Genomic DNA, 26,763 nt, shown 5'->3' with positions numbered 1-26,763 from the left:
TGGACGAACTGGTCGGCCGTCAAACCCGGCAGACACGCGATCAAGGGCCGCCGGCCCCGATGTGTCTAGGCTTTTCGAAGGTAAACTCGGATGAAGTGGCCATGGCCTGCGCCGAAGATAGATCATCCGAGACGCCGTAGGCCGACGGTACGTAGACGCGGTTTCCGCGTAGCTTAGGTAGTAGCGCTTGGGAAGCGACCAGATACAAGATGATTGCGAGCATAGTTGTGCCGATCACGAAGAGCGGGAAAATCGGCATCTCGGATACTTCGGACTTCGTTCTCATCGAATTCTCCATTGGTTGTCCGATGAGAAGTTAGCTGCATTGAAGTCACGACGAGTATCATACTCGAAGGTGGGGCCGCCTATACGATAGGCTAGCCGCTTGGACGGAAATCCCCTGGCTTGCACTCTCGTCTTCCGGAAGAACCGGAGTGCATCGCGTCTGGTCGCCGGACCATTTCCATCAGGGCCGTCGGCGAATAGAATGAAGACTGTCGCGTTCGCCTCGGCCACTGTCAGGCAGGTCCGCCATCATCCATTTTCGCGGAGAAACGCTACGCTTATTCAACGGAGGTCGCGATGCGGCTGGAAAATACGAACGTTGCAGGAACGACGGCTGGAACGATTACGGTGGAATTCCGGGGCGAAGGAAACGACTTGATCACTGTTCGAATGTCGGCGGAGCCTGGCATGCAAGACGAAGCGGCGATCGTCCGGGCCAAGGAAATGATGGCAGAACTTGTAGCGGCACCTTCCGATCGCGTTTCGCCGTCGGCTGTTTAGAACCTCTCCTGGTTAACGTCAGGAATCCCCGATGGCTGTCCGAAGCGCAGGGCTCCTTATTTACCGTTCTGTAGATACGGCGGTGGAAGTGCTGCTTGTCCATCCCGGCGGACCGTTCTGGAAGGGAAAGGATGAGGCCGCGTGGTCGATACCAAAGGGTCTTGTCGAAGAGGGCGAAGATGAACTTGCCGCTGCCCGCCGGGAGACTTTCGAAGAACTTGGAGTCAATGTCTCCGGCCCCTTCGAGCGTCTTGGCGAATACAAGCAGCCTGGCGGAAAGCTCGTTATCGTCTGGCTCACGGAAGCCGAAAGTGGCTTCGAGCCCAGAGTCGAACTCAGTTCAACCTTTAAATTGGAATGGCCGCCGCGCTCGGGGAAGACGGAGGTCTTTCCCGAAGTCGACCGTGCAGGTTGGTTTTGCGCCAAGGAAGCGGAGTTTAAGATGCACAAGGGGCAAAGACAGATCCTGCATGATTTCCTGGAGAAAAAGGGGAAATAAGAACGCTCAGATGCGGTAAGTCCCTTACCGTTGGCCGTCCTCCCGCACACTGATCGATGCGGTTTGTCGCAAAACCCGCCAAGATCTCAGTCTCGCGACAAATACTGACTGCACGGCATATAATTGAAAGGCGGAGCTCTCGCCCCGCCTTTCAATGTTCAGTCCGGAATAGGCTGGATCAGTGGCTGTCCTTGCCGACAGCGCTGCCGCGGCATCCCTTGAGAAAGTCGAGGTCGGCGCCGGTATCGGCCCCTTCGACATGCTGCTGATGCAGGAAGGCGTAGCCCGAGGTCGGCAGATCATGGTTCGGCTGCCATTCGGCCAGGCGCAGCGCCAGTTCCTCTTCGGAAATATCGAGATGCAGGCGACGGTTCGGCACGTCGAGCTCGATCATGTCGCCGTTGCGGACAACAGCGAGCGGGCCGCCGACGGCCGCTTCCGGCGAGGTGTGCAGCACGACGGTGCCATAGGCCGTACCGGACATGCGCGCGTCGGAAATGCGCACCATGTCGGTGATGCCCTTCTTGAGCACCTTCGGCGGCAGACCCATGTTGCCGACTTCGGCCATGCCCGGATAGCCCTTCGGACCGCAGTTCTTCATGACCATGACGCAGTTCTCGTCGATATCGAGACTGTCGTCGTTGATCTTGGCCTTGTAGTCGTCGATATCCTCGAAGACGACCGCCCTACCCTTATGCACCATCAGGTGCGGCGAAGCGGCAGACGGCTTCAGCACCGCGCCCTTCGGCGCAAGATTGCCGCGCAGGACGACGATGCCGCCCGAAGAGGTCAGCGCCTTTTCAGCCGGCAGGATGACGTCTTCGTTCCAGTTGACGACGTCCTTGACTTCGTCCCAGACGGTTTCGCCCGACACCGTCAGCGCGTCCTTGTGCAGCAGGCCGGCTTCGCCGAGGCGCTTCAGCACGACCGGCAGGCCGCCAGCATAAAAGAACTCTTCCATCAGGTACTTGCCCGACGGCATCAGGTTGACGATGGTCGGCACGTCGCGGCCGCAACGGTCCCAATCGTCGAGCGAAAGGTCGATGCCGACGCGGCCGGCGATGGCCAGCAGGTGGATGACGGCATTGGTCGATCCGCCGATCGCCGCATTGGTGCGGATGGCGTTTTCGAAGGCCTGCTTCGTCATGATGTCGGAAGGCTTCAAGTCGTCCTTGACCATCTGCACGATGCGGCGGCCGGTGAGCTGCGCCATGACCTTGCGGCGGGAATCCACGCCTGGAATCGCGGCATTGCCGGACAGCGCCATGCCGAGCGCTTCCGCCATGGAAGCCATGGTGGAGGCCGTACCCATCGTGTTGCAGGTACCCGACGAACGGCTCATCGAAGCTTCGGCCTCGAGGAATTCGGCCTGCGTCATCTCGCCGGCCTTCACCATCTCGGAGAACTTCCACAGATGCGTGCCGGAGCCGACGCGCTCGCCGCGGAAATAGCCGTTCAGCATCGGACCGCCGGTGACGACGATCGACGGAAGATCGGTGGAGGCGGCACCCATCAGCAGCGACGGCGTGGTCTTGTCGCAGCCAACGAGCAGCACGCAGCCATCCATCGGCTGACCGCGGATCGCTTCTTCGACCGCCAGAGCCGCAAGGTTGCGGTACATCATCGCCGTCGGGCGGAAGGTGTTTTCGGAAGCCGAAAAGACCGGCACCTCGAGCGGGAAGCCGCCGGCTTCCCAAACGCCTGCCTTCACCTTTTCGGCGAGCTCGCGCAGATGACCGTTGCACGGCGTCATGTCCGACCAGGTGTTGAGGATACCGATGACCGGACGGCCGTCGAACAGGTCGTGCGGATATCCCTGGTTCTTCAGCCAGCCGCGGTGATAGATCACATCGCGGCTCGTGCCGCCGTACCATTCCTGCGACCTCAGCTTACGCGGCCATTCTGCTTTCTTCTTCATAATCTCTGTCCTTCAGGATACCCCCTGACCGCCTCGTACGATCAGGGTTATCGCACTTCGTCTCAAGCCAGGGTGTAGGCCGTCTTGACGGTTGTGTAGAATTCGGCGGCGTACTTGCCCTGCTCGCGCGGGCCGTAGGACGAGCCCTTGCGGCCGCCGAAGGGAACGTGGAAGTCGACGCCGGCGGTCGGCAGGTTCACCATCACCATGCCGGCCTCGGAGTTGCGCTTGAAATGCGTCGCATGCTTCAGGCTCGTCGTGGCAATGCCGGCAGACAGGCCGAACGGCGTGTCGTTGGCGGTCGCCAGCGCCTCTTCGTAATCCTTGACGCGGATGACGGAGACAACGGGCCCGAAGATCTCTTCGCGCGAAATGCGCATCTGATTGGTCGCCTCGATAAAGAGCGTCGGCTGCAGATAGAAGCCGGGCGTTTCGCGCGAGAGCAGTTCGCCGCCGAAGGCAAGCTTGGCGCCTTCCTTCTTGCCGATTTCGATATAATCGGTATCGGTCTTCAGCTGCCGCTCATCGACGACAGGGCCGATATGGGTACCGGGCTTCATGGCGTTGTCGACGACGATGGTCTTCAGCTTCTCGGTCAACGCGGCAACAAACTTGTCGTGGATGCCCTCGGTAACGATCAGCCGCGACGAAGCCGTGCAGCGCTGGCCGGTGGAGAAGAAGCCGGAATTGGCGGCAGCTTCGACGGCGACGGTCAGATCGGCATCGTCGAGCACGACCATCGGGTTCTTGCCGCCCATTTCCAGCTGGAACTTGCGGTTATGCTCGATAGAAGAGGTGGCGACGCGTTTTCCCGTGCCGGTCGAACCAGTGAAGGTGATGCCGGCAATGTCAGGGCTATCGAGCATGGCCTGACCGACGACCGAGCCCTTGCCCATGACGAGGTTCAGCACGCCCTTCGGCAGGCCTGCGCGGTGCAGGATGTCGGTGATCGCCCAGGAACAGCCGGGAACCAGATCGGCCGGCTTGAAGACGACAGTGTTGCCGTAGCAGAGCGCCGGAGCGATCTTCCAGGCGGGAATGGCGATCGGGAAGTTCCAGGGCGTGATGATGCCGATGACGCCGAGCGGCTCACGGGTGATCTCGATACCGATGCCAGGACGCACCGAGGGAACGACCTCGCCTGCCAGGCGCAGCGCTTCACCGGCGAAAAATTCGAAGATCTGCGATGCGCGGATCGTTTCACCGATCGCCTCGGGCAGCGTCTTTCCTTCCTCGCGGGCGAGCAGAGCGCCGAGTTCGTCCTTGCGCGCCATGATCTCGTCGCCAGCCTTCTTCAGGATGACGTGGCGTTCCCAGATGCCGGAACGGGACCAGGCGGGAAAGGCCGCCTTGGCAGCCGCGATCGCCGCCTTGGTGTCTTCGGCACTGCCCGTGGCATAGAGACCGACGACTTCATTCGTGTCCGATGGATTGATATTCTTCGTTGCGTCCGAACCGACCCATTCGCCGGCGATCAGGTTTTGATAAATGGTCATGGGCTTAACGAGCCTCCTCTACCGCTTACAAAAGGCGAGCCGGCCGCGCGCAAGACACGGCCGGACCTCGAATATCAGAGCTGCTTGACGGCGATTTCTTCTTCGGCGGCAATCTTCAGCGGGTTGCGCAGCGGCAGACCGAATTCGGCCACCTCGATTTCGAAGACATCGCCCTCTTCCGTCTTGATGCCATCGGCAAAGGAAAGCGTCGCAGTACCGAACATATGTACATGCACATCGCCGGGTACGCGGAAGATGCCATATTTGAAATGGTGATATTCCAGATTGGCAAAAGTGTGCGACATGTTCGCTTCGCCCGACAGGAACGGCTTTTCGAAAATCACCTTGTCGCCGCGCTTGATGCGCGACGCACCGCGGATATCCTCAGGGGCAACGCCGATGCGGATTTCCGGGCCGAAGCTTGCCGGGCGCAGCTTCGAATGGGCGAGGTAGAGATAGTTGATCCGCTCGGTGACGTGATCGGAAAACTCGTTCGAAAGGGCAAAGCCGATACGAAACGGCGTGCCGTCCTTGGCGATGACGTAGATGCCGGCCATCTCAGGCTCTTCGCCGCCGTCGAGCGCGAAAGAAGGCGAAACGAGCGGGGCACCCGGAGCAGCGGCTCCATAGCCGTTGCCCTTGTAGAACCACTCGGGCTGAACGCCCTTCTGGCCGGCGGCGGGCTTGCCGCCTTCGAGGCCCATCCTGAACATCTTCATCGAGTCGGTCAGAGTTTCCTCTGCCGCCTCGGTCGTCTTCTTGTGCATGGAATCGCGCGTCGCAGCCGATCCCAGATGCGTCAGGCCCGTGCCGGTCAGATGCAGATGCGCGGCATCGGGATGCGTGATCGGCGCCAGGAAGCGGCCTTCCGCATAGGCCTTTTCCAGATCGACGGTATCGCCGTATCCGTGAGCCTCGATGACGGAGGCGAGGGATTTGCCGCTGTTTGCGGCTTCCATCGCCAGGGCGTAGACGCTCTCGGCGCCCTTGACGGCCTTGGCGGCGGCACCCGGTTCGCGCACGGCGACGATGATCTCTCCGCTTGCGCCCTTGATCTGCGAAATAAGCACGGTCTTCATCCTTCTCGTTTGGCGATCGCAAAGCTTCGCTGCTCCGGCTCCATCCGGAGCCGGAATTCAATTTTCATATGACTGCGATGCGTGGGTCGAGCCTGCGCTCAGCCCTTGTTTTTGTTGTAGACGTCGAAGAACACGGCAGCGAGCAGCACCGCACCCTTGACCATCTGCTGGGAGTCAGTGCCAAGACCGTGGATCGACATGCCGTTGTTCATGATGCCCATGATCAGAGCACCGATGACAGCGCCGGTCACCTTGCCGACGCCGCCCTGGGCGGACGCGCCGCCGATGAAGCACGCTGCGATAACGTCAAGTTCAAGACCGAAGCCGCCTTTGGCCGTTGCCGAGTTCAGGCGCAGCGCGACGATGAGGCCAGCCAGGCCGGCAAGCAGACCCATATTTGCAAAGGTCAGGAACGTCAGTCTTTCGGTATTGATACCGGAAAGCTTCGTCGCCTTCTCGTTGCCGCCCATGGCGTAGATACGGCGACCAATCGTCGTGCGGCGCGTGATGAAAGCGTAAGCTGCGATCAGGGCCAGCATGACGACGAGCACGTTCGGGAAGCCGCGATAGATCGACAGCTGATAGCCGAGCGCCAGAATGGCGAAGGTGACGAGCGCATTCTGGGCGAGGAAAAAGCCGAGCGGCTCGACGTCGTTGCCATGCTTCTCGTTCGACAGGCGCTTGCGCCACGCCAGGTAGAAGAGAGCTACGGCGCCGATAACGGTCAGAATGATCGAGGTCGAGTTGATGCCGCCCATATCGAAAAGGTTGGGCAGGAAACCGATACTGATCAGCTGGAAAGCGGGAGGGAAAGGACCGATGCTGGTGCCGGTTCCCGAAGCCGTCATCACGAACAGCGTCAGGCCGCGGAAGACCAGCATGCCGGCAAGCGTAACGATGAAGGACGGGATCTTGTGATAGGCGACGAAATACCCCTGGACGCCGCCGACGAGCGCGCCGAGAGCAAGGCAGACGATACCTGCAAGAACGTAATTGGTGTGCCACTGCACCGTCATCACGCCGGCGATGGCGCCGATGAAGCCGACGACGGATCCGACCGAAAGGTCGATATGGCCGGCGACGATGACCAGCAGCATGCCCAGCGCCATGATGACGATGAACGAGTTCTGCAGAATGATGTTCGTCAGGTTGAGCGGTTTGAAGAGAACACCACCGGTCGAGAACTGGAAGAACACCATGATCGCGATGAGCGCGATGAACATGCCATATTCGCGGATGTTGCCGCGAAGGTAGTCCCCGATGGAGACGACACGCCCTTGCTCGGCGATGGGTTGATTGATCGGCGTCATTGTTTCTTCTCCCCTGAGCGCATGATAGCGCGCATGATGGTTTCCTGGCTTGCTTCTCCCTTCGGCAGTTCAGCGACGATGCGTCCTTCGTTCATCACGTAGATGCGGTCACAAGTGCCAAGCAGTTCGGGCATTTCCGATGAGATCATCAGAACGCCCTTTCCATCGGCGGCAAGCTGGTTGATGATAGTATAGATTTCGTATTTTGCGCCAACATCGATGCCGCGCGTCGGTTCGTCCAGGATCAGGACATCGGGGTCGGAGAACAACCACTTCGACAGCACTACCTTCTGCTGGTTGCCGCCGGAAAGATTGACCGTTTCCTGAAAGATGCTGGAGGAACGGATACGCAGCTTGGACCGATAGTCGGCCGCGACCCGTGATTCCTTGACGCTGTCGATGACAGAGGCATTCGATACCGCCTGCAGATTGGCGAGTGTCGTATTGTGGACGATCGACTCGCCCAGCACGAGGCCGAGATGTTTGCGGTCTTCGGTCACATAGGCGAGACCGGCGTCGATCGCCTTGCGAACGGTCGATGTATCGACCTTCTTGCCGCCGACGAAGACCTCGCCGCTGATCTTGTGGCCATAGGTCTTGCCGAAGACGCTCATGGCGAACTCGGTGCGGCCGGCGCCCATCAGCCCGGCGATGCCGACAACCTCGCCCTTTCGGACATTCAGGTTGATATCGTGCAGGACCTGGCGGTCGCGGTGCTGCTGGTGGAAACCATTCCAGTTCTTGACTTCGAAGATCGTCTCGCCGATCGGCACCGAACGCGGCGGATAGCGGTCTTCGAGGTCGCGGCCCACCATGTTCTTGATGATGATGTCTTCGCTGATCTCGTCCTTGTGACAGTCGAGCGTCTTGACGGTCATGCCGTCGCGCAGGACCGTGATCTGGTCGGCGACCTTGCGGATCTCGTTCAGCTTGTGGGAAATGATGATCGAGGTGATGCCCTGCTTGCGGAACTCCATCAACAGGGTCAGCAGAGCGTCGGAATCGCTTTCGTTGAGCGAGGCCGTCGGCTCGTCGAGGATGAGCAGCTTGACGCTCTTCGACAGCGCCTTGGCGATCTCGACGAGCTGCTGCTTGCCGACGCCGATGTCGGTGACGAGCGTGTTCGGAGATTCCTGCAGGCCAACCTTCTTGAGCAGTTGCTTCGTGCGGTTGAACGTTTCGTCCCAGCTGATGACGCCGTTCTTGGCGTTTTCGTTGCCGAGGAAGATATTTTCCCCGATCGACAACAGGGGCACGAGCGCCAGCTCCTGGTGGATGATGACGATACCGATTTCTTCGGAATCCTTCAGAACCTTGAAGTGGCGGGTCTCGCCTTCATAGACGATATCGCCTTCATAAGTTCCGGTCGGGTAGACGCCCGATAGCACTTTCATCAGGGTCGACTTGCCGGCCCCGTTTTCGCCTACCAATGCGTGAATCTCACCCTTGCGAACCTTGAGGTTCACGTTCTCCAGAGCTTTTACGCCCGGGAACGTCTTGGTGATGCTCCGCATTTCTAGGATGGTGTTGTCCATAGTCAAAGTTCCAGCGCCTGCAGCCAAAAACCGGCTGGGCGATCATAAAATCCAAGGCCGGAACCCGCAAGCGCGGGCTCCGGCCTCCTGTTCAACTTACTTCAGCTTGTCTTCGGTGTAGTAACCGCTGTCGACGAGGATCTGCTTGTAGTTGCTCTTGTCGACGGCAACCGGCTTCAGCAGATAGGACGGAACGACCTTGACGCCGTTGTCGTAGGTCTTCGTGTCGTTGACTTCGGGCTCCTTGCCGGACATGACGGCATCGACCATGGCAACGGTGACCTTGGCGAGTTCGCGGGTGTCCTTGAAGATCGTCGAGTGCTGTTCGCCAGCGATGATCGACTTGACCGACGGGATTTCAGCGTCCTGGCCGGTGACGATCGGCAGCGGCTGAGCCGCAGTGCCGTAACCGACGCCCTTCAGCGACGAGATGATGCCGATCGAGAGGCCATCATAGGGAGACAGAACGGCATCGACCTTGGCGTCGGTGTAGTTGGCCGAGAGCAGGTTGTCCATGCGGGCCTGGGCCGTTGCCGGATCCCAACGCAGCGTGCCGACCTTGTCCATGCCGGTCTGGCCGGACTTCACGACGAGCTTGCCGGAGTCGATGTAGGGCTGCAGGACAGACATCGCGCCGTCGTAGAAGAAGAAGGCGTTGTTGTCGTCAGGCGAACCGCCGAAGAGTTCGATGTTGAACGGGCCCTTGCCATCCTTGAGGCCGAGACCGTCGACGATGGAGTTTGCCTGCAGAACGCCGACCTGGAAGTTGTCGAAGGTGGCGTAGTAGTCGACGTTGGCCGAGTCGCGGATCAGGCGGTCGTAAGCGATGACCTTGATGCCGGCGTCATGGGCCTTCTGCAGAACGTCGGAAAGCGTGGTGCCGTCGATCGAGGCGATGACGAGAACCTTGACGCCCTTCGTGACCATGTTTTCGATCTGCGAAAGCTGGTTCGGAATGTCGTCGTCGCCATACTGCAGGTCGGTGCCGTAACCGGCAGCCTGGAGCTGCTTGACGATGTTGTTGCCGTCGTCGATCCAACGGGCCGAAGCCTTCGTCGGCATTGCGATACCGACGGTGCCCTTGTCCGCTGCCATAGCCGGCGCAACGAACGAAGCGACGCCGAAGGCAGCCGCAGCCATCAATGAGATAATGGATTTCATTTCTCTCTCCCTTGTTAAAGATTGACGGACGAAAAATCGCCCGCCCCGAAACTGTGGCAGGTTCCGTATTGGATAGTTACTTCAGATGGTGAGAAACGAAGTAGGTCTCCTCCACGATCTCACACGTGTTGAGTGCCAACCAGCACACGGCGGCAAACTGGTATGGATTCCTATAACTGTCAAATAGAATAACTGGTAATGTGCATAACAATTTTGGTATATCGTTAAAAAGTATTACTTTTGATGGAGCGCAGCGGGGAGGCTGCAACCATGACGATTATCTCGGAGCCGTTTTCGTTGGAACATGTCGACATAAACAGCGACAATTTTGGCGATGATGGCCTTCTGCGCGCGGGGCTTAAGCTGAATCACCTGCGTATGATTGTCGCAATCGAAGATAGCGGGCAGATTTCCGCCGCCGCCGAGGTGCTGAATATCTCGCAGCCGGCGGCGTCCCGAATGCTGTCCGATATGGAATCGATCGTGAAGACTCCGCTCTATGAGCGGGTGGCGCGCGGGGTGATGCTCACGACCTTCGGCGAGGCACTCGCCAGGCGTGCGCGCAAGATCCTTCTGGAACTTCGCGAGGCGAGCCGCGAGATCGGCGAACTGAAGAGCGGCAAGGGCGGCTCGGTCTTCATCGGTGCGGTCACCGCGCCCGCCATGAGCCTCGTCGTTCCCGCCATCAACATGGTGCGCAAGACCTTCCCAGGCATCGACGTCAGCATCCAGGTCGAGACCAGCAATGTGCTTGCCCGCGAGCTACTGGCCGCCCGCCACGACTTCATCATCAGCCGCATACCCGATGACCTGAACCCACGCCTTTTCGAGGTGCGCGAGATCGGCATCGAGAGGGCCTGCCTGATCGTGCGCAGCGGCCATCCTCTGTTAAAGAAGAAGAAGAAGCCGAGCAGCCTCGAGGAGATCAGGGATTATGACTGGGTGTTCCAGCCGCCCGGCACGCTGCTCCGCCGCACGATCGAGGACATCTTCCTGTCGCGCGCCGTCCAGCTTCCGGAAAACGTCGTCAACACTTCCTCGCTGCTTTTGACCTGCGCCATCATCTGCGCGACGGATGCGATCGCCCCCGTCGCCATCGATGTCGCCCAGTTCCTCGCGTCACAGAGTTCGAATGCATCGGATGTGCGCATCCTGCCGATCGACTTCGAGATCAATGTGAAGCCCTACAGCCTGATCACCGTGCGCGAACGGGCGCTGCCGCCGAGCGCCCGGCTGCTCTACAGTCTCATCCTGGAAGAGAGCACTCGGCAGGCGAAGGGATAAAATCCAGCCCGGCGCCAACTTGGCCTCGTCTAATGCGCCCCTTCGCAAGGGAAGGCGCATGCTGTTCGGACAATCGATATTCCAATCCGTTCTCGAACGGCTGAAAGCGGAAGAAGACGCGACCGGCGAAACGGAAGAGCCGGCTGCCCACCGCGTGTCCGGCTTTTCGACGGGCCTTGCCTTCGATGTGATGGAAGGTGTCTCGGCTGCCTCGCAGCGCGTCGGCGAAGCCTATTTCGACAATCTCGGCCCCGAGTCTGTGATCGAGGCGCCCAAACCGCCCGCGCCTTCGCCCGAGCCGGTCATGCCCGAACACCTGGCCCGCACCGCGCCGGAAGAGGTTGCCGCTGAACTTATGATCTCCGCCGCCGATACGCAGCAGACATTGAATGAGAAGCGCCGCGCCTTCGCCAAGACCAATCATCCCGACGGCGTCGCCCTGCCCTTCCGCGACAATGCCAACAGACGCATGATGATTGCCAATCTCCTGATCGACGAAGCGATGCGCCGGCTGCCGCGCTAAAGCAGGTCGCGAAAGAGCGCGCGGCGATAACGACCTGCGTCAGATAAGGAATTGAAGCGTGGCTCCTACCCAGGCTTTCATTATTCGGCCTTCTTCTCTTCCTTGGTAGCAGGCTCATCAGCGTCCTCCTCGTCCTCATCGATGACGACGGCAGGCGCCGGCTCCGGCGGCTTGGGATCGAAGGTCCAGATCAGCATATAGAAGGCATAGGCGCCGACGGCACCCGCAAGCACGCCCCAGAAGGGATCGCCGCCGATAAATTCGAGACCTGCCCAGCCAAAACAGACTGCGACAATGAGGATGCGAACCCAGAGGTGTCGATAGGCCGGATGGTTGGGGTCGATAAGCTGCATCTCTCACTCGTCGTCGCATTGAAGTCACTTGTCTTTAGGATGGATTTCACAAATGTGAAAGGGCCGCGGGCTTGACGCGGCGACCGGAAAATGGAATGAAAATTCTAAACTTGTATCAATTCGGTTTATTTGTTCCGAATCTAGGGAGGCAGTTATGACAGTGAGATTTGGTCTTCTCGGCGCCGGCCGCATCGGCAAGGTGCATGCGAAAGCCGTCAGCGGCGATGCCAATGCGAAGCTCGTGGCCGTCGCCGACGCCTTCCCCCAGGCGGCCGAAGCGATCGCCTCCGCCTATGGCTGCGACGTGCGCACCATTGAAGCAATTGAAGCCGCCAAGGATATCGATGCGGTCGTCATCTGCACGCCGACCGATACCCATGCGGATCTCATCGAGCGCTTCGCCCGCGCCGGCAAGGCGATCTTCTGCGAAAAGCCCATCGACCTCGACGTTGCGCGCGTGAAAGCCTGCATCAAGGTGGTGGAAGAAACCGGCGCCAAGCTGATGGTCGGCTTCAACCGCCGCTTCGACCCGCATTTCATGGCCGTGCGCAAGGTCATCGACGAGGGCAAGATCGGCGATGTCGAGATGGTGACGATTACCTCGCGCGATCCGGGTGCCCCGCCGGTCGATTACATCAAGCGCTCCGGCGGCATCTTCCGCGACATGACGATCCACGATTTCGACATGGCCCGCTTCCTGCTCGGCGAAGAGCCGGTCTCGGTCGTCGCGACCGCTGCCGTGCTCGTCGACAAGGCAATCGGCGAAGCCGGCGATTACGACAGCGTCTCCGTCATCCTGCAGACTGCTTCCGGCAAGCAGGCGATCATTTCCAACTCGCGCCGCGCCACCTATGGCTATGACCAGCGTATCGAGGCGCACGGTTCCAAGGGCGTCGTCTCGGCGGAAAACCAGCGCCCCGTCTCGATCGAAGTCGCCAACGCCGAAGGCTATACCCGTCCGCCGCTGCACGACTTCTTCATGACCCGCTACACCGAAGCCTATGCCAACGAGATCGCAAGCTTCATCTCGGCGATCGAGAAGGGTTCGAAGATCTCCCCTTCCGGCGCCGACGGCCTTGCAGCGCTGGCGCTCGCCGATGCCGCCGTCCAGTCCGTCAAGGAAGGCAAGCTCGTCAAGATCGGCTGACCGCCCTCTCCCGACGGTCGCCACCATGAGATGGCCGGGCACCCGCCCGGCCATTTCTCGTTTTGATGCGTGTGAGGGCGAACCTTAAAAAGACCCCTGCCCAACCCCTCCCCACAGGGGGGAGGGACTAACCCGGCCGCACCGCCTCGCTTCTTCCGAAACATCGAAAGTTTGGAAAGCGGGTGCGGCAATTTAAGCCCCTCCCCCTTGTGGGGAGGGGTTTGGGGCGGGGTCTTCATTTTTTGGGGAACACACGCCCTCACTCCGTCCCCTGCACACCCGCCACGACAATATCCTCATCGATCACCGCCAGCGCCCGGTTCAGATGGCCCTCGAAGACGAGGTTCTGCTCGTCCGCAACGACCCTGATCTCCGGCATGCCCTCCATGCGCACGACATGCGATTGGCCGAGCCCCTCCTCGATCCCCTGCCGCATCAGGTCGTAGAACCGCGTTCCCGGCCCGGTAATGGCGATCGGCATGCGCTCGGTCAGGCTCAGCATGCGCGACAGCCCATTGCCGAGCGCCAAGCCCGCCTGCCGGAAGGCGAAGCCGGAGATGCGGTGGCCCTGCCGCGCCCTAGCTGCGATCTTGTCGAGCTCCGCAAGCGGCACGAATTTCGCCGGGATCGTATCGAGCGGCACTTCGAAGGCCGTGCGCAGGATCGCGTAGAAGCCGGCGTAAGCCTCGATGCAGCCACGCGTGCCGCAGCGGCAGAGCCCGCCATTGGCCATATGCAGCATATGCCCGAAATTGGGCGCGGAGACTTCACGCCCGCCATGGCTCGTCCGCCTGACGATCCCGAGCCCGATGCTGTGTCCGAGCGAAAGCGCCGCCAGCGACCGGAAATCGGCGCCTTTGACATTTTCCTCCCGCGCGCCGAGCGCGGCGGCAACCAATAGCGTCTCGTTGTCGAGGATGACCTTCGCCTGCCACTCAGGCTTGAGCGCCGATTCGAAATCGATCCGGTCGTTGCCGAAGATCGGCGACCAGATGAGCACCGGCTCGGCCGAATTCACCAGCCCCTTGCTGCTGATCGAGATCAGCAGCACTTTTTCCCGTTCGATGCGCGAGCGCGACAAGATACGTTCAAGCCCATTCCGCACGCCGTTCACGAAGCGGGCGGCTCCCGCCGGATCATGCGACCGCTCCTCGCTGAAACGGTCGATCAGTTTGCCGGCATAATCGACCAGCGAATATTGCACGGCATCGGAGGAGATGATGACGACGATGAGATAGCCGCAGTCGCGCCGCTGGCGCAGAAGCACGCGCGGCCGCCCGCGCCCGCTTGCGGCCTGCTGCTCGGATTTCTCGATAATCTGCGCCTTTTCGAGATCCGCCGTGATGGCAGAAACGGTCGCAGACGAAAGCCGCGTGAAATCGGATATCTCAGTGTGAGCAAGAGCCCTGTGGCGGCGAAGAGTGGCGAGCACGAGCACGCTGTTTCTCTGCCGTACGAGCTCCGTGCTCGATTTGGTCAGCATGTATAGCCGCCCTCTCCATGTTCGTTCCGCCCCTCACTTGCCACAGCATCTCCGGCCCCCTTTCGTCAAAGGAATTAAGCCGGTAGTGCGGTGTTGACAGTTGAAAAAATCTCTGACACTAAATTTCTCGACTGTCGAGAAAAAAATCCGAACCTTTCTGGACAGGCTTTCGCGGTGGCCGGAGGGGCAATTGCCGGGCCGGCCGCATTTCACTCGGGAGGACAATATGAAGTCTATTTTTAAGCTGATGGCCGGCGCGGCTATTCTTGTTTCCGTGCACACGGCTGCCATGGCTGCCGACCTCGTGGTCGGTGTTTCCTGGTCGAACTTCCAGGAAGAGCGTTGGAAGACGGACGAAGCCGCCATCAAGAAGGCTCTCGAAGCCAAGGGCGCAAAGTACATTTCCGCTGACGCCCAGTCTTCGGCCGCAAAGCAGCTCACCGACGTCGAGTCGCTGATCTCGCAGGGCGCAAACGCTCTCATCATTCTCGCCCAGGACTCCGACGCGATCGGTCCGGCCGTTGAAAAGGCCGCCAGCGAAGGTATCCCGGTCGTCGGTTACGACCGCCTGATCGAAAACCCGGCCGCCTTCTACATCACCTTCGACAACAAGGAAGTCGGCCGCCTGCAGGCCGAGGGCGTCTTCAAGGTCAAGCCGGAAGGCAACTACGTCTTCATCAAGGGCTCGTCTTCCGACCCGAACGCCGACTTCCTCTTCGCCGGCCAGATGGAAGTGCTCAAGCCTGCGATCGATGCCGGCAAGATCAAGAATGTCGGCGAAGCCTATACCGACGGCTGGCTGCCGCAGAACGCTCAGCGCAACATGGAGCAGTTCCTGACCGCCAACAACAACAAGGTTGACGCCGTCGTCGCTTCCAACGACGGCACGGCCGGCGGCGCCGTCGCCGCTCTCGACGCCCAGGGCATGGCCGGCTCCGTTCCGGTTTCCGGCCAGGACGCCGACAAGGCTGCACTGAACCGCATCGCTTTGGGCACGCAGACGGTTTCCGTCTGGAAGGACAGCCGTGAGCTCGGCAAGCGCGCTGCCGAAATCGCTCTCGATCTCGCCGGCGGCACGACCATGGACAAGATCGCCGGCGTCCAGACCTTCGAAGGCGGGCCGAAGAAGGTGAAGATGCAGTCCATCTTCCTGAAGCCGCAGGCCATTACCAAGGACAACCTCAACGTCGTCATCGACGCTGGCTGGATCTCCAAGGCTGAAGCCTGCCAGGGCGTCAAGCCCGGCTCCGTCAAGGCTTGCGACTAATCCTCGCCGGCTGATTGGAAATACCGGCGCCGCAGCGGCTCTCCGCTGCGGCGCCGGATGCGGATGAAGCCCGCTTCCTGGTGCTTCTCCATTCTCGCGCGCACCGCGGATGCTTTGATTCCCTGCCAGAATAGTGCCGTTGTCATCGGCTATTTTCGGAAGCGTCCCGGTGGTCACATCAAGAACAGGGCGATCGTCGGCAGCTCCCGCAGGAGCAGGCCGCGCCCAAACAAATGGGGGAAACGGCAAACCCATGGCAGACATCACCCACTCCACGACGTCAGGTCCGCGCTCGGCAGTTGAAGGCCCCTTCACGCGCTTCCTGCGGGCGACGGAAATCGATACCCGCCTTCTCGGCATGATCGCCGCGCTGCTGGTCATCTGGATCGGCTTCCACTTCTATACCGGCGGCCTGTTCCTCACGCCCCGAAACCTCTGGAACCTCTCGGTCCAGACAACCGAAATCGCGGTTCTCGCGACCGGCATGGTGCTGGTCATCGTCACCAGAAACATCGACCTGTCGATCGGCTCGATCCTCGGCTTCGTCGCCATGATCATGGGCGTGGTCCAGGCGAAGTTCCTGCCGCAATATCTCGGCTTCGACAATTCCTTCACCTGGGTGATCACGCTGATCTGCGGCCTCCTCGTCGGCACGGCGATCGGCCTGTTCCAGGGCGTCATCATCGCCTTCATGGGCGTGCCCTCCTTCATCGTCACCCTTGGCGGCTTCCTCGCCTGGCGCGGCCTTGCCTGGTATGTCACGAGCGGCCAGACGGTCGCGCCGCTCGACACCACCTTCCGCATCATGGGCGGCGGTGCCGAAGGCGCGATCGGCGCCACCTGGAGCTGGATCATCGGTGCGGTCGCCTGCGTGCTGATCGTCGTCTCGATCATCGGTTCCCGCCACCAGCGCCGGCGTTTCAACTTCCCGCGCCGTCCGCTCTGGGCCGAATATTTCCTCAGCGTCCTCGGCTGCGCCCTGGTGCTCGGCGCGATCTGGGTCTCGACGATCTATTACTGGCCGCCGGCGATCGCCAAGCGCTATGCCGAGGCCAACAACATCACCGTGCCGGAAGGCGGCCTGATGATCCCCTACGGCATTGCCGTACCGGTGCTGATCGCCATCCTCGTCGGCATCGTCATGACCTTCATCGCCACGCGTCTGCGCTTCGGCCGCTATGTCTTCGCGATCGGCGGCAACCCTGAAGCCGCCGAACTCGCCGGCATCAAGACCCGCTGGGTAACGGTACGCATCTTCGCGCTGATGGGCTTCCTCGCAGCCGTCGCCGCCGCCATCTCCACCGCCCGCCTCAACGCCGCCGCCAACTCGCAGGGCACGACCTACGAGCTCTACACGATCGCGGCAGCCGTCATCGGCGGCACGTCTCTGGCAGGCGGCACCGGCACGATCGCCGGCGCCATGCTCGGCGCGCTCGTCATGCAGTCGCTGCAGTCGGGCATGGGCCTCGCCAATGTCGATACGCCCATCCAGAACGTCGTCGTCGGCGCGGTGCTCGTCATTGCCGTCTGGCTCGACACTGTCTATCGCTCCCGTGCGAAGTAAGAGGAGTCCGAACCATGGCTGAACAACGCACTCCCCTCGTCGAACTGAAGAACATTTCGATCTCCTTCGGCGGTATCCACGCGGTCGACAATGCCTCGGTCGATCTCTATCCCGGCGAAGTCGTGGCTCTTCTCGGCCATAACGGCGCCGGCAAGTCGACGCTGATCAAGATCCTCTCCGGCGCCTATAAGCGCGATGCCGGCGAAATCCTGATCAATGGCGAACCGGCCGACATTCGCAATCCGCGCGATGCCAAGAAGTTCGGCATCGAGACGATCTATCAGACGCTCGCCGTCGCCGATAATGTCGACGCCGCCGCCAATCTCTATCTCGGCCGCGAGCTGAAGACCCGCTGGGGCACGCTCGATGACGTCGCGATGGAGGCCTCAGCCCGCGAGGTGATGGGCCGCCTCAACCCCAACTTCAAGCGCTTCAAGGAGCCGGTGAAGGCGCTCTCCGGCGGTCAGCGCCAGTCAGTGGCAATCGCCCGCGCCATCCTGTTCAACGCCCGCATCCTGATCATGGACGAGCCGACGGCAGCCCTCGGGCCCCAGGAAACGGCGCAGGTGGGCGAGCTCATCAAGCAGCTGAAAAAGGAAGGCATCGGCATCTTCCTCATCAGCCACGACATCCACGACGTCTTCGACCTCGCCGACCGCGTCTCGGTGATGAAGAACGGCCAGGTCGTCGGCCACGCCCGCACCGAGGATGTCACCAAGGACGAAGTGCTCGGCATGATCATCCTCGGCAAGGTGCCGCCAAAAGCCATCCCCGGCCCCGGCGCCATGCAGGTGTGATCGAAAGACAGGCCCGACAGAAAAGCTCCGCCGCCCGATGGGCCGGCGGAGTCTTCATTTCGGCAACAGCCTGCGGCCAATCTCGCCTTAAAAGCCAAGCCGCAGAAATTCCCTGAACTTCGCGATTGAAGCAGAGCCAAAGCTAGGCTAAGAACCACGACATCGGACGACGAGTCACCTCGTCAGGCATGCACCCGTAGCTCAGCTGGATAGAGTGTTGGATTCCGATTCCAAAGGTCACAGGTTCGAATCCTGTCGGGTGCGCCAAATACCGCCGATTGCCGCACAAATAGCCTATTTCTCGTTTGCTATCATATATGAGCGATTCCAATTTTTTGGGGGACTCTTCGTGAATGCCCTATCATTCGGCACAAATGAGCAAAGGTACAACCGCCAGAGCAGGGCTGAATCGCGTATCAACTCGAGTTGATCATGTCCACGTCGTGGGCGCGCGTCGCGTCGTATCCTTCAGTTTCTTGAGGAAAGCGTCGAGCTTTCCATGTTAAGCAGTTCAAAGGCGAGCAGCTTTGCGTCGTTCACAGTTGTAAGGCTTCTTTTCCCGGTCCACGTAGCGCTGAAACACAGGAAGCAATTTGACGTATCAAACGAAACTCTCGCCCTGCGCTAACCAGACTGCAGCAGAGATTGAAACCTATTACCGCAATGAGCCCGAAGGATCTGTTGCAGTGGTTCGGCGCACACACGGCGGCATCTTGATCTATGAGGTCTCGAGGTTCGACCTGAGGAGGTCTAGGAGTGGCCGCATCAATGTTCGAAGCTCCGGCGACTTCTACATGAAGTCGGGGAAGAACTGCTGGGAATCTACAGGACAGACGCGGTTGGTGGTGCCGACAGACGAAGTTCTCACTTGGGCGAAGGAACATCCGCGCGGGGAAATGGGTTACACAATCTATGCAGAAACATGGGAACGGAGGGGGCGGCAACTGGGGAACGCATAGACACCCTCTTCGGCGTATTTCGTGTCGAGCCTGCGAAGGTCGTCGATCGTCCAGATGGTGCGCTTCTCGTCCGCGCTGGTCATTGGAAACCTATACTCTGGCGGCAGCAGGAACCATGTCCACTATGATGTGGCGGACCTTGATTTGGGTTCCATTATCCTGCTGAAGATGTCCGTCATGGATCTCAAGGGCATGCTGATGAGGGGCTGTGGCTACCAAGACCGGGGACGTGCCGTAAGTCTGTTGAAGCCGTTGATTGACAGCGTCAACGATCTCTTCTCCGGGCAGAGAAAGAGCATAACCGAGCATGAAGCCCCAAGCATGACCCGCCGCATATTGTCCATTTATGAATCGGACAACACCCTGCGTGACATAGCGTGTATTGAGCTGACTATAGGCGCTACCAGCTCCCACGCGCTTGCATTCTACGCCAACATAGTCCTCTTCATTGCCAAATTGGCGCAAGAACTTCAGCGTGATGTCAATTCGTCCCGCGATCTCTGCCCCGGCTGAAGACATTTCATCAATTTCCACCTCCCCGGATACTTCCAGGTTCGTGAGCCCCAATTCCCGTTTGATACGCTTCATCGCCTTTCTGACGATAATCGTCATCGGGACTTCGAGAAGGCCAGGCGTCAGGTGCTGGCGAGCCTCATGCGCACCTCTGCAAATGAGATCGACCACGGTATCGATCTCGTCGTCCTCAAGCGAGAACGATGGGACGCCCGCCGGCGTATCAACCGTGAGCCGCATGCGACGCCTTGAGCCAATGGTCGGCGAGAATGATGTCGGCGTCATTGAGGCCGGCAGTACGGGTCCAGTACCTCACCTCGGATGGCTTCACGACGAACAGACTGTCTCCGAGGTAAAGCCGCAGGTTGCGGCGTTCGTTGAGGTAGGGGGGGATCTCGGTCTTCATCCATCCCTTCAGTTGCGTCGCCAACGCCTGCAATTCGGTATCCTCACCGAGTTCGATTGCCGGCTCGCGAGGCGGAGCACCGGCACCCATCCGAAATCGCACGGCCGTGAGTCCACCAGCGCCGTCCACCCAATTTGCACTAATCAGCGGCTTTGAGAAGACAGCCGCTTCCAGATGCCTTGTACCTCTTGTCCGAAGATAACCGTCAACGACACTCGCGACCGCTGATGCGTAGGCGTGCAACGGCTCGCGATTGGGCGGCTTCACAAACGCCCGACGACGGTTTCGTCCCTCAAAAATCAGCATCCGCGCGCGCTCAATGCTCTCGCGCGCCAAAACCAGCTCGAAACGATCAAACTCGTAGAGTTCTGCAACCGCTTCGTCGAGTGCCTCTAGAGCCTCTGAAGAGGGGGCATTTGCTGCCGTTCGCTCAGCTTCCGCAACACGTTGCAAAATAGGCGCTTCGACCCTTTGCAGATCTGGCACACGCAGCGAGAGCAGATCCTTGGGTTCGACAGTTGAGCGTTCTAGGCCCCAGGCGCCGCCGCCATAGGCGAGCTGAAATGTGGTGACACATGAATTCAGTATGCCGGAAATGATCGGCGCAAGCGTCGAATCGTGGTTGGAAAAAGAGATTCCATAGAAACTCTCCGTAAAAAGCATATCCCCATCTGACAGTGCGGCGCTATATCGCCCAGCCTCGACACCTGCCTTGAAGCTTGCTTTCGGGCAAACCAGCAGCGGACCGCGATAGATGGTTTCGCTGCGGATGCGATGCAACGTCGGCTGGTCGAACAAGGGCAGCGTGTCTAGGTCGACGCTGAATGGTGCATAATCATCTGGTGTAAGCGTCGGAAGATCATAAAAATGCTCCGGCGGTGGATTCAGGTTACCCTCGACTTGGTAGCCTTGACCACGTCCGACCGTCGCCGCGATGCCGATCGCATCGAGGTTCTTTTCCAATGTGGGGAATTCACGCTCAAGCCGTTCAATCAACCAACTGTCGCGGACAGTGCCGAAGGTGGCGGCTTTAAGCATGGCAGGCGTTCGCAGAACACGCTTGAGGGGGATTGTACGCAGTTCGCTCGGACCAACTTGAAAATGACCGTTGCGGACAAAATCCGGTGTCCATGGAATAGACCCGACGAGGAGCTGATCTGCCGCCGGCATCAACGAGCATCTGGCGAACAACAGCAGGGCTGGGCCAGTAGCGTCCGGGAAGAGATATTCCTTACGCAGCGCAGAAAGGTTTACCAGGGCTGCTGGCTTCAGCCGCGTCAAGAGCGCAGCGCGAGCTTCGATGGCATGATCATCTTTGGAGAAAAACGGAGAAGCCTTCATCACCATGCCAAGACGGCCAGTCTCGCCAGCAAGATCCGCAGCCACATCCAAGAATGCCCAATCCGGGCTTCTTCGAGGGCGCAGTGCGCGAACGGAGCCCTTCTTTCTCGGCTTTGCCTTCTTACTCTTGTCGAATGTCCACGGGGGATTTCCGACCACGGCATCGAAAGGCTGCGTAAGCAATGCGCCTGGTAAGTCGCCTCCAACTGTATCGGCTTCAAACAATGTTGTCCCGATTAGCTTGTCGAACCTCAGGTCGCCGATATCGCTTACAGGCTCTTCGTCAAATTCCAGAGCCGCCAGATACAGACTGAAGGCGGCGATCCCCAGCGCAGATGGATTGATGTCGATCCCGAACAGTTGATGGTACAGAATATCGCGAACGATAGCTCGCGATGCCCTTTCATTACCGCAGCGGCGCCATACGAGACGACGGAACGCCTCGACCAAAAATGCACCCGAACCACAAGTTGGATCAATGATTCGAGCGGTCGCCGGCAAGTTCTCGAAAACCGGATCCAAGGTCAGATGCACGAGTTCAACGGGGGTGTAGTGTAATCCCTGTAAACGTGCCTTTTCCTCAGCGCTAGATCGTGCAAACTGCTGATAGATCGAACTGATTAGGTCGACAGGAATAGCATCGAAGCGGAAGCGAAATAGACGACCCTGACCATAATTCTCGGGAACCAGGCTGCGCCCTTCGATAAAGTCCCGCATAAGCGACAGATGCGTGTCACCAAGACGCATACGCTCAGCGCCGGGATCGTCCATCGGGAACAAGTCGCCGTTAAATGTCTCTCGCAGCCAGTCGAAGAGTTCGAAAGCACTATCGGGCGTCGACATAATTGCCAAAAGGTCGGCGGGAAGTGAAGTTGGCAGGAACGGCTGGGCAATACCGCGGTCGAGCAAGTACCATGTAAAAATGCATCGACCGATGAGGCGTTGAGCCAAGCCGCGCGCAGCCGCGATTTCAGCGCTGCCTTCGAGACGGGCGGAGAGGTGCGCCGGCGGCAGCTCGGTCAACCCCTGTTCAAGAGCGTTTATTTCGCTAAGCAGCTCACGATCGACACGGAATTGGCGATCAATCTTCTTGCCGATTGCGCTCGACCAGAATACGCCGGTCTCAGTCGCAAGCCGACCGCACATGGCGTCAAGAGCGCGTAGCCGATCGTCTGCCGCCAGATCGAATCGCTCAAGCGGCGTCGCGGCTGCGCTCCCACCCACTCCGTGTCGCGGCGAAGCGTAGCAGTCGTAGAGGCGGACTTCGGTCGGAGTAATGATCCAGAGAAGTGGTGCGAGTCCGATGTTCCAAGCCGCTTCATGCCAATGCGCGATATCGCTCTCATTCGGGCTACTATCGCCGGCATCCTTGAATATGGCTGTGGCGCTGTTTTGCGCGGTAAACACAGCATCTGCCTCAAGCCCAATCCGCTGATCCTTCATCGCGGCCCGCAAGCGCGCCGCTTCTGGATTGTCAGGCGTCAGTAAGCCGGGAGCAGGCTGACGCTCTGGCCCCAAGTATCCGGTTGCCTGGAGGGCACGTATGAAAGCGGCGGAACTCATGCGCTTCGCCGCTTCGGGGACGACTGTGTCGGAGTCGCTCCTCTCTCGAGCGTGGCCTTTTTTTCGCGACGAACCAGCCGAGCTGGAAACAATTCGAGCTGTCCAGCCGCAGACGCTGGCGTAGACATCGGGAATTCCGCGCTCAGAACTCTAAGATGACTATCCAGGTGAAGGACAATACCGTCGTCTGCATTCAAGCGACTTGCGGCGGCTTCGATAAGCTGCCAACGGTCTGTCCCGTAGATGACAACGCAATTGCCCCAAAGCCGGAGGAATGAGGTGCTGCCGAAGGACTCACGCATTCCGGCGAAAATCTCGCGGTGAGCATGAAGCTCCAGACGGAAGCGGTTCTTGAGAACCGCCGCGATGCGCAGTAAGAGCAACGTCTGCCAGCTATATTGTGCCGGCGACCCGCGACCGCGATGCAGGACGTCAGCCGGGATCAATGCTCGCCTGCTCGTCCACTCACGCAGTTGATTGGTCGATAGACCGGTCAGCCGCGCAGCAGCCCTGGTAGTCAAAAGCCTCACCACATCGCCCCTTCCAGATCCGGTATGATAACCAATTCATAGGGAGAATGGGTATCATACCCGAACTTGTCTAGAAAGGAAAAAGAGAACAAAAACGGGACAAAACGCGCAAGCTAGGTAGTGATTGATCGCGCCGAGTCCAACGGGATACGCGAGCGTCTGAGTGGGGCTCTTGGATGTGCGCTTTGGCCGTGACAGCCTCCGGCGCCAGTTGTGGAAAGTTGCGGCCGATTTCCCGCACGAATTCCTACACCCGCCGCTAGACGGGGCTAGAATAAGCTGGGGACTATCGGGCAAACTTGTCGCGCCGCGGTGCGCTCAATACCCGCAAGACAAAGCATTGGTCGGTCTAAAGCCCTGGCTGCACGCCGGGTTCCTCGAATGCCCAGGCTGATATTGGAAATCGGCGCTGTTTGAGCTTCGGTGTGTCGTGCATGACGAAGCCAGGATGGCTAAGCCGGTAACCAAGGCAGCGATCATAACTGTCCGAACTCTGCTCATCACGCTCACCCCGCAGCAATAGCTCGAAACATAGAATTCATGGCGTAGTCTGCAGTGTCAACGGAGAGCGGGGAGCCGGACGATCAAAAACCGAACGGAAGACGACTGGCTGAGAGCGATTGATGGCAGGCGGACCGCACAGCCGACTTTAGTGGGGTCAGGGCTATTAGGTCCCCCGGCCGCACGGTCCGGCGTTTAACTCCGGATGAAGACTTAGGTTCCAGCGCGAGCGGACAAGATCCGTCACGAATATCAACCGAAGTACAAATGACGTGAAACCTTGCCGGAAGAAGGCATGGGATTGCAGCGGCCGTGACGGGGAAGACGTTGTCGGCCGCGTTCAGATTGACGCCACGACATCGGGCCGAGAGCAAATGTAGCGCTGGATAGCGCCTCGCCTGGCACGCCTCTTGCACAGTTAACAATACGCCATCCCATCGGGAGTATTGTGTCATGGAATGGGACACCCCAATCGAATTCGATCCTGTGATCCTGATGTTTCACGATCCGGATAGGCTCCTGTCCGTGCGAACGGCCATTGGAGCCGCCAATGCGCTCATGAAGGAATTCCCCTCGGATGACGGGGAGGAATTTCTTGCGGCGATCAAGATCTGTCTTGATGTCGTGCAGGGCAATGCTGAGCCCGAGGAATTGAGAGCGGCGATTATTCGCGCTGCAGCCGAGGCTGGGATTACCTTCATCGCCGTGCTTCACTAAGTCATCGCCTTCGCGGAAATGGCGGCCCGATGCCTTTTCGTAATCGCCGCGATTTGTCCCGCAAACTTTGTAAGCGTAATAGCAAGGCATATCAAGTACTTAGCGATAGCGCTTACAATATTACGAAATTACAGCCTGTTTCCAACTCTTGTGAGAATAGCGAAGGTCCCTGGAAGACCCGTTTTCTTCACCTGAGTTTCCCATTGTCTCTGTAAGCTTGTAAGCAGAGCAATAAATAATTGAAAAGACTGGGGAAAGGCGCTTACAAAGTTCGTGTAAGCAATCGTAAGCGCCCTAAGCAATTCTGCAGGTCCGTTCGCAAGGAACACCGGCAGAAGACCGGCGAGGATGTTGCGCGCGCATCCTCTTAGAAGCTCCGGCCCTGCCCGCGCCGGCCGTGCTCGAACGCGATGCGTCCATCAGCCCATCGCGCCCAGGGCCTGCCGCTCACATCCCCGCGAACATAAACCCGCACAGCCTCACGCCCGCGATTGAAAACCGCCGATTGAGGTTCGAACCCTAGCCCGACAAGCGCCCTTTGCAGGTTGGCGCGCCAGCCGGAAGGCAGGCGGCTGGCATCCTCGCTTCCGCCGCTCAGGAGCTTGCGCACGTCCGCGCACGGCACCATCATGTCGCCGTCAGGGATCAGGTCGCGGATGATCTCGTAGGTGGGGCCGAAATCCATCACGCCGTGATGCAGGGCTTCAAGATCGGCCTTTAATGCCGGGTCGTCCAGCCACAGCGTCTCATGCTCGTAGATCGTCATGACTTCGGCCCAAACCTGCGCACGGTCGGCCCTGATAGCCGCGAGATCGATCGCGGTGGGCCTGACCGGCCACCAGCGGCGATTGCCGGTCGTATCCGTCAGGAACTCATCGGCGTTGGTCGTGGCGTAGAACACGAACTGGCGCGGCACGTCGTCGGGCCTCTGCTGATATGCCCCGCGCGCGGTATCGACGCGAACCGTGATGAACTTCCTGATCGTCTCGATCTCCCGGGTCGACCGGCCTGCAAGCTCCGCGAGCTCGACGACCCAACGCCCTCGCGTGGTCTCGATCACTTCGCGCGCGCTTTCGCCCACCGTCAGGCCGTCGGTCACCCATTCCTCGATCGGAACGAGCGCCCGGCCGAACGACGATTTTCCAAGCCCCTGCCTGCCCTGCAGGGTCAGTACGTAGTCGAACTGGCACCCTGGTTCAAAGACGCGTCTGGCAAGCGCTGAGAGCCATTTGCGCGCAAAGGCACGGTTCAGCCGCGTGTCCTCGGCGCCGAGATAGTAAGTCAGGAACGTATCGACACGCCGCGTCCCGTCCCATGCCGGCAGTGACGACAGCCAGTCTTTCACGGGATGGTAGGGATGCCGGCCGGCGACCTTGTCGATGATGGGATTGATGTTGGAAACCTTCGGCGTCAGGCCAAAGCCTTCCAGCCATTCCACCGCTTCGGCGAGATCATTGTTGCCGACGGCACGAGGCTTCCAGTCGCCCTGCCGCAATTCCCACGGCGGCCGGCGCAGCAACATCGTCCGGCCGCTGAATTCATCGAGGGCGAGCATTCCCCGTGTGTCGGGGTGGTGTTCCAGCATCACGGTCCAGTTGCGCGTGAGGCCAGGAAGGGGATTGCCCTTGTCATTCGTCTTGAGCATGGCGAGCCAGTCGCGCGATGGCGCATGTGCAGTCATCTGTGGCATTGGATTATCCGCGCGGGATGGAGTGATGTCCCCTTCTCCCTTGGGGGAGAAGGGGGAGCGGCATCAGTCACACGGTCCGCAATCCACGCCTCGACCTGCCCTTCCACCCATCCGACCGCCCGCTTGCCGATCTTCACCGGCGGCGGAAACCGCCCGTCGGCAATGGCAGCGTAGAGGGTCGAGGTGGGAAGGCCCGTCCTGTTCTGAACCTCCGGGCGACGGAGAATCCTTGATGTCATTGACCGCTTCCTTCTGGAATGTTTCGGACCTCGTCAGACCTAGTTGCAAACGGTTGGCAAATAAAAATCAGACCGGAAAAGAAGGGATCGCGATGGCGTGCA

23 protein-coding genes and 1 tRNA gene are annotated in these 26,763 nt (G+C 59.8%); 10 read left to right on the top strand and 14 right to left on the bottom strand.

The annotated features are described in order from the left end of the window. Positions 1-40: 40 nt before the first annotated feature. Positions 41-286 (bottom strand): hypothetical protein, encoded by a 246-nt coding sequence (locus FHX08_RS01410; RefSeq protein ID WP_132653530.1) that lies wholly within the window; start codon positions 284-286, stop codon positions 41-43. Positions 287-582: 296 nt separating this feature from the next. On the opposite strand from FHX08_RS01410, the gene FHX08_RS01405 reads away from it, so the two are divergent. Together FHX08_RS01405 and FHX08_RS01400 are read left to right on the top strand one after the other, a co-directional pair. Then, positions 583-786 carry a hypothetical protein gene (locus tag FHX08_RS01405; RefSeq protein ID WP_132653529.1) on the top strand — a complete coding sequence of 68 codons (204 nt, stop codon included), beginning with the start codon at positions 583-585 and terminating at the stop codon, positions 784-786. A 31-nt stretch (positions 787-817) separates the two neighbouring features. Next, positions 818-1,285: an NUDIX domain-containing protein gene (locus tag FHX08_RS01400; protein WP_132653528.1), complete on the top strand. Its 468-nt coding sequence runs from the start codon at positions 818-820 to the stop codon at positions 1,283-1,285. A gap of 178 nt (positions 1,286-1,463) precedes the next feature. Here the strand turns inward: FHX08_RS01400 and araD are convergent, their stop codons facing one another. The 6 genes from araD to chvE all read right to left on the bottom strand — a co-directional run bounded on the left by araD (position 1,464) and on the right by chvE (position 9,784). Further along, the gene (araD, locus tag FHX08_RS01395; RefSeq protein ID WP_132653527.1) at positions 1,464-3,203 is read right to left on the bottom strand and encodes an L-arabinonate dehydratase; all 1,740 of its coding nucleotides are present in this window, start codon (positions 3,201-3,203) and stop codon (positions 1,464-1,466) included. Between the two features lie 62 nt (positions 3,204-3,265). Continuing rightward, a complete protein-coding gene (locus FHX08_RS01390) occupies positions 3,266-4,699 on the bottom strand; it encodes an aldehyde dehydrogenase family protein (protein WP_132653526.1) in 1,434 nt (477 codons plus the stop codon). A 74-nt stretch (positions 4,700-4,773) separates the two neighbouring features. Beyond that, positions 4,774-5,769 (bottom strand): AraD1 family protein, encoded by a 996-nt coding sequence (gene araD1 / locus FHX08_RS01385; protein ID WP_165911910.1) that lies wholly within the window; start codon positions 5,767-5,769, stop codon positions 4,774-4,776. Between the two features lie 107 nt (positions 5,770-5,876). Further along, positions 5,877-7,088 carry a multiple monosaccharide ABC transporter permease gene (mmsB, locus tag FHX08_RS01380; protein ID WP_132653524.1) on the bottom strand — a complete coding sequence of 404 codons (1,212 nt, stop codon included), beginning with the start codon at positions 7,086-7,088 and terminating at the stop codon, positions 5,877-5,879. Next, complete coding sequence (gene mmsA, locus FHX08_RS01375) at positions 7,085-8,623, bottom strand: multiple monosaccharide ABC transporter ATP-binding protein (protein ID WP_132653523.1); 1,539 nt, start codon at positions 8,621-8,623, stop codon at positions 7,085-7,087. The genes mmsB and mmsA overlap by 4 nt, the downstream gene beginning before the upstream one ends. 96 nt (positions 8,624-8,719) lie before the next feature. Next, positions 8,720-9,784, bottom strand: a complete 1,065-nt coding sequence (chvE, locus tag FHX08_RS01370) for a multiple monosaccharide ABC transporter substrate-binding protein (RefSeq protein WP_132653522.1) — start codon at positions 9,782-9,784, stop codon at positions 8,720-8,722. Between the two features lie 270 nt (positions 9,785-10,054). Here chvE and FHX08_RS01365 point away from each other — a divergent pair, with 270 nt between their 5' ends. Together FHX08_RS01365 and FHX08_RS01360 are read left to right on the top strand one after the other, a co-directional pair. Further along, positions 10,055-11,068: a LysR substrate-binding domain-containing protein gene (locus tag FHX08_RS01365; protein ID WP_184326800.1), complete on the top strand. Its 1,014-nt coding sequence runs from the start codon at positions 10,055-10,057 to the stop codon at positions 11,066-11,068. Between the two features lie 58 nt (positions 11,069-11,126). Next, positions 11,127-11,591 carry a hypothetical protein gene (locus FHX08_RS01360; protein ID WP_184326799.1) on the top strand — a complete coding sequence of 155 codons (465 nt, stop codon included), beginning with the start codon at positions 11,127-11,129 and terminating at the stop codon, positions 11,589-11,591. 80 nt (positions 11,592-11,671) lie between these two features. On the opposite strand, the gene FHX08_RS01355 is transcribed toward FHX08_RS01360, so the two are convergent. After that, positions 11,672-11,944, bottom strand: coding sequence for a hypothetical protein (locus FHX08_RS01355; protein ID WP_184326798.1), 273 nt, complete (start codon positions 11,942-11,944; stop codon positions 11,672-11,674). A 154-nt stretch (positions 11,945-12,098) separates the two neighbouring features. Here FHX08_RS01355 and iolG point away from each other — a divergent pair, with 154 nt between their 5' ends. Continuing rightward, the gene (iolG, locus tag FHX08_RS01350; RefSeq protein WP_184326797.1) at positions 12,099-13,091 is read left to right on the top strand and encodes an inositol 2-dehydrogenase; all 993 of its coding nucleotides are present in this window, start codon (positions 12,099-12,101) and stop codon (positions 13,089-13,091) included. 259 nt (positions 13,092-13,350) lie between these two features. Here the strand turns inward: iolG and FHX08_RS01345 are convergent, their stop codons facing one another. Beyond that, the gene (locus FHX08_RS01345) at positions 13,351-14,574 is read right to left on the bottom strand and encodes an ROK family transcriptional regulator (RefSeq protein WP_184326796.1); all 1,224 of its coding nucleotides are present in this window, start codon (positions 14,572-14,574) and stop codon (positions 13,351-13,353) included. A 226-nt stretch (positions 14,575-14,800) separates the two neighbouring features. On the opposite strand from FHX08_RS01345, the gene xylF reads away from it, so the two are divergent. The 4 genes from xylF to FHX08_RS01325 all read left to right on the top strand — a co-directional run bounded on the left by xylF (position 14,801) and on the right by FHX08_RS01325 (position 18,469). Next, the gene (gene xylF / locus FHX08_RS01340; RefSeq protein WP_132653516.1) at positions 14,801-15,841 is read left to right on the top strand and encodes a D-xylose ABC transporter substrate-binding protein; all 1,041 of its coding nucleotides are present in this window, start codon (positions 14,801-14,803) and stop codon (positions 15,839-15,841) included. A gap of 253 nt (positions 15,842-16,094) precedes the next feature. Beyond that, entirely contained in the window at positions 16,095-17,405 is a 1,311-nt protein-coding gene (locus tag FHX08_RS01335; RefSeq protein ID WP_184326795.1) for a sugar ABC transporter permease, read from the top strand. A gap of 14 nt (positions 17,406-17,419) precedes the next feature. Further along, on the top strand, positions 17,420-18,202 hold the full coding sequence (locus FHX08_RS01330) for an ATP-binding cassette domain-containing protein (protein ID WP_132653514.1): 783 nt from the start codon (positions 17,420-17,422) through the stop codon (positions 18,200-18,202). Positions 18,203-18,392: 190 nt separating this feature from the next. After that, a tRNA-Arg gene (locus FHX08_RS01325) sits at positions 18,393-18,469 on the top strand. 782 nt (positions 18,470-19,251) lie between these two features. Here FHX08_RS01325 and FHX08_RS01320 read toward each other — a convergent pair. From FHX08_RS01320 to FHX08_RS32010, 3 genes are read right to left on the bottom strand one after another with little or no spacing between them, the layout of a single operon-like run. Next, entirely contained in the window at positions 19,252-19,914 is a 663-nt protein-coding gene (locus FHX08_RS01320) for a hypothetical protein (protein WP_184326794.1), read from the bottom strand. Next, on the bottom strand, positions 19,898-22,984 hold the full coding sequence (locus FHX08_RS01315) for a class I SAM-dependent DNA methyltransferase (protein ID WP_184326793.1): 3,087 nt from the start codon (positions 22,982-22,984) through the stop codon (positions 19,898-19,900). Before FHX08_RS01315 ends, FHX08_RS01320 begins: the two co-directional genes overlap by 17 nt. Beyond that, entirely contained in the window at positions 22,981-23,514 is a 534-nt protein-coding gene (locus tag FHX08_RS32010; RefSeq protein WP_184327344.1) for a MerR family transcriptional regulator, read from the bottom strand. Before FHX08_RS32010 ends, FHX08_RS01315 begins: the two co-directional genes overlap by 4 nt. A gap of 954 nt (positions 23,515-24,468) precedes the next feature. On the opposite strand from FHX08_RS32010, the gene FHX08_RS01305 reads away from it, so the two are divergent. Then, positions 24,469-24,732 (top strand): DUF982 domain-containing protein, encoded by a 264-nt coding sequence (locus FHX08_RS01305; RefSeq protein ID WP_132653479.1) that lies wholly within the window; start codon positions 24,469-24,471, stop codon positions 24,730-24,732. Between the two features lie 367 nt (positions 24,733-25,099). Here the strand turns inward: FHX08_RS01305 and FHX08_RS01300 are convergent, their stop codons facing one another. Both FHX08_RS01300 and FHX08_RS32005 read right to left on the bottom strand, forming a co-directional pair. Next, entirely contained in the window at positions 25,100-26,422 is a 1,323-nt protein-coding gene (locus FHX08_RS01300; protein WP_184326792.1) for a virulence-associated E family protein, read from the bottom strand. Further along, positions 26,410-26,661 (bottom strand): helix-turn-helix transcriptional regulator, encoded by a 252-nt coding sequence (locus FHX08_RS32005; RefSeq protein ID WP_184326791.1) that lies wholly within the window; start codon positions 26,659-26,661, stop codon positions 26,410-26,412. Before FHX08_RS32005 ends, FHX08_RS01300 begins: the two co-directional genes overlap by 13 nt. Positions 26,662-26,763: the final 102 nt, after the last annotated feature.

It is taken from the genome of Rhizobium sp. BK529, from assembly GCF_014194105.1.
GTDB lineage: Bacteria > Pseudomonadota > Alphaproteobacteria > Rhizobiales > Rhizobiaceae > Rhizobium.
This window is presented reverse-complemented; position numbering and strand designations above follow the sequence as displayed.

Bases quoted from the DNA above. Each gene is read 5' to 3' on its own strand.
- FHX08_RS32005 (WP_184326791.1), bottom strand. From the start codon at position 26,661: ATGACATCAAGGATTCTCCGTCGCCCGGAGGTTCAGAACAGGACGGGC.
- iolG (WP_184326797.1), top strand. From the start codon at position 12,099: ATGACAGTGAGATTTGGTCTTCTCGGCGCCGGCCGCATCGGCAAGGTG.
- FHX08_RS01360 (WP_184326799.1), top strand. From the start codon at position 11,127: ATGCTGTTCGGACAATCGATATTCCAATCCGTTCTCGAACGGCTGAAA.
- FHX08_RS01390 (WP_132653526.1), bottom strand. From the start codon at position 4,699: ATGACCATTTATCAAAACCTGATCGCCGGCGAATGGGTCGGTTCGGAC.
- FHX08_RS01405 (WP_132653529.1), top strand. From the start codon at position 583: ATGCGGCTGGAAAATACGAACGTTGCAGGAACGACGGCTGGAACGATT.
- mmsB (WP_132653524.1), bottom strand. From the start codon at position 7,088: ATGACGCCGATCAATCAACCCATCGCCGAGCAAGGGCGTGTCGTCTCC.
- FHX08_RS01345 (WP_184326796.1), bottom strand. From the start codon at position 14,574: ATGCTGACCAAATCGAGCACGGAGCTCGTACGGCAGAGAAACAGCGTG.
- FHX08_RS01365 (WP_184326800.1), top strand. From the start codon at position 10,055: ATGACGATTATCTCGGAGCCGTTTTCGTTGGAACATGTCGACATAAAC.
- araD (WP_132653527.1), bottom strand. From the start codon at position 3,203: ATGAAGAAGAAAGCAGAATGGCCGCGTAAGCTGAGGTCGCAGGAATGG.
- FHX08_RS01330 (WP_132653514.1), top strand. From the start codon at position 17,420: ATGGCTGAACAACGCACTCCCCTCGTCGAACTGAAGAACATTTCGATC.
- FHX08_RS01410 (WP_132653530.1), bottom strand. From the start codon at position 286: ATGAGAACGAAGTCCGAAGTATCCGAGATGCCGATTTTCCCGCTCTTC.
- xylF (WP_132653516.1), top strand. From the start codon at position 14,801: ATGAAGTCTATTTTTAAGCTGATGGCCGGCGCGGCTATTCTTGTTTCC.
- FHX08_RS01400 (WP_132653528.1), top strand. From the start codon at position 818: ATGGCTGTCCGAAGCGCAGGGCTCCTTATTTACCGTTCTGTAGATACG.
- FHX08_RS01300 (WP_184326792.1), bottom strand. From the start codon at position 26,422: ATGCCACAGATGACTGCACATGCGCCATCGCGCGACTGGCTCGCCATG.
- chvE (WP_132653522.1), bottom strand. From the start codon at position 9,784: ATGAAATCCATTATCTCATTGATGGCTGCGGCTGCCTTCGGCGTCGCT.
- FHX08_RS01320 (WP_184326794.1), bottom strand. From the start codon at position 19,914: ATGCGGCTCACGGTTGATACGCCGGCGGGCGTCCCATCGTTCTCGCTT.
- FHX08_RS01335 (WP_184326795.1), top strand. From the start codon at position 16,095: ATGGCAGACATCACCCACTCCACGACGTCAGGTCCGCGCTCGGCAGTT.
- FHX08_RS01305 (WP_132653479.1), top strand. From the start codon at position 24,469: ATGGAATGGGACACCCCAATCGAATTCGATCCTGTGATCCTGATGTTT.
- FHX08_RS01355 (WP_184326798.1), bottom strand. From the start codon at position 11,944: ATGCAGCTTATCGACCCCAACCATCCGGCCTATCGACACCTCTGGGTT.
- mmsA (WP_132653523.1), bottom strand. From the start codon at position 8,623: ATGGACAACACCATCCTAGAAATGCGGAGCATCACCAAGACGTTCCCG.
- FHX08_RS01315 (WP_184326793.1), bottom strand. From the start codon at position 22,984: ATGAGTTCCGCCGCTTTCATACGTGCCCTCCAGGCAACCGGATACTTG.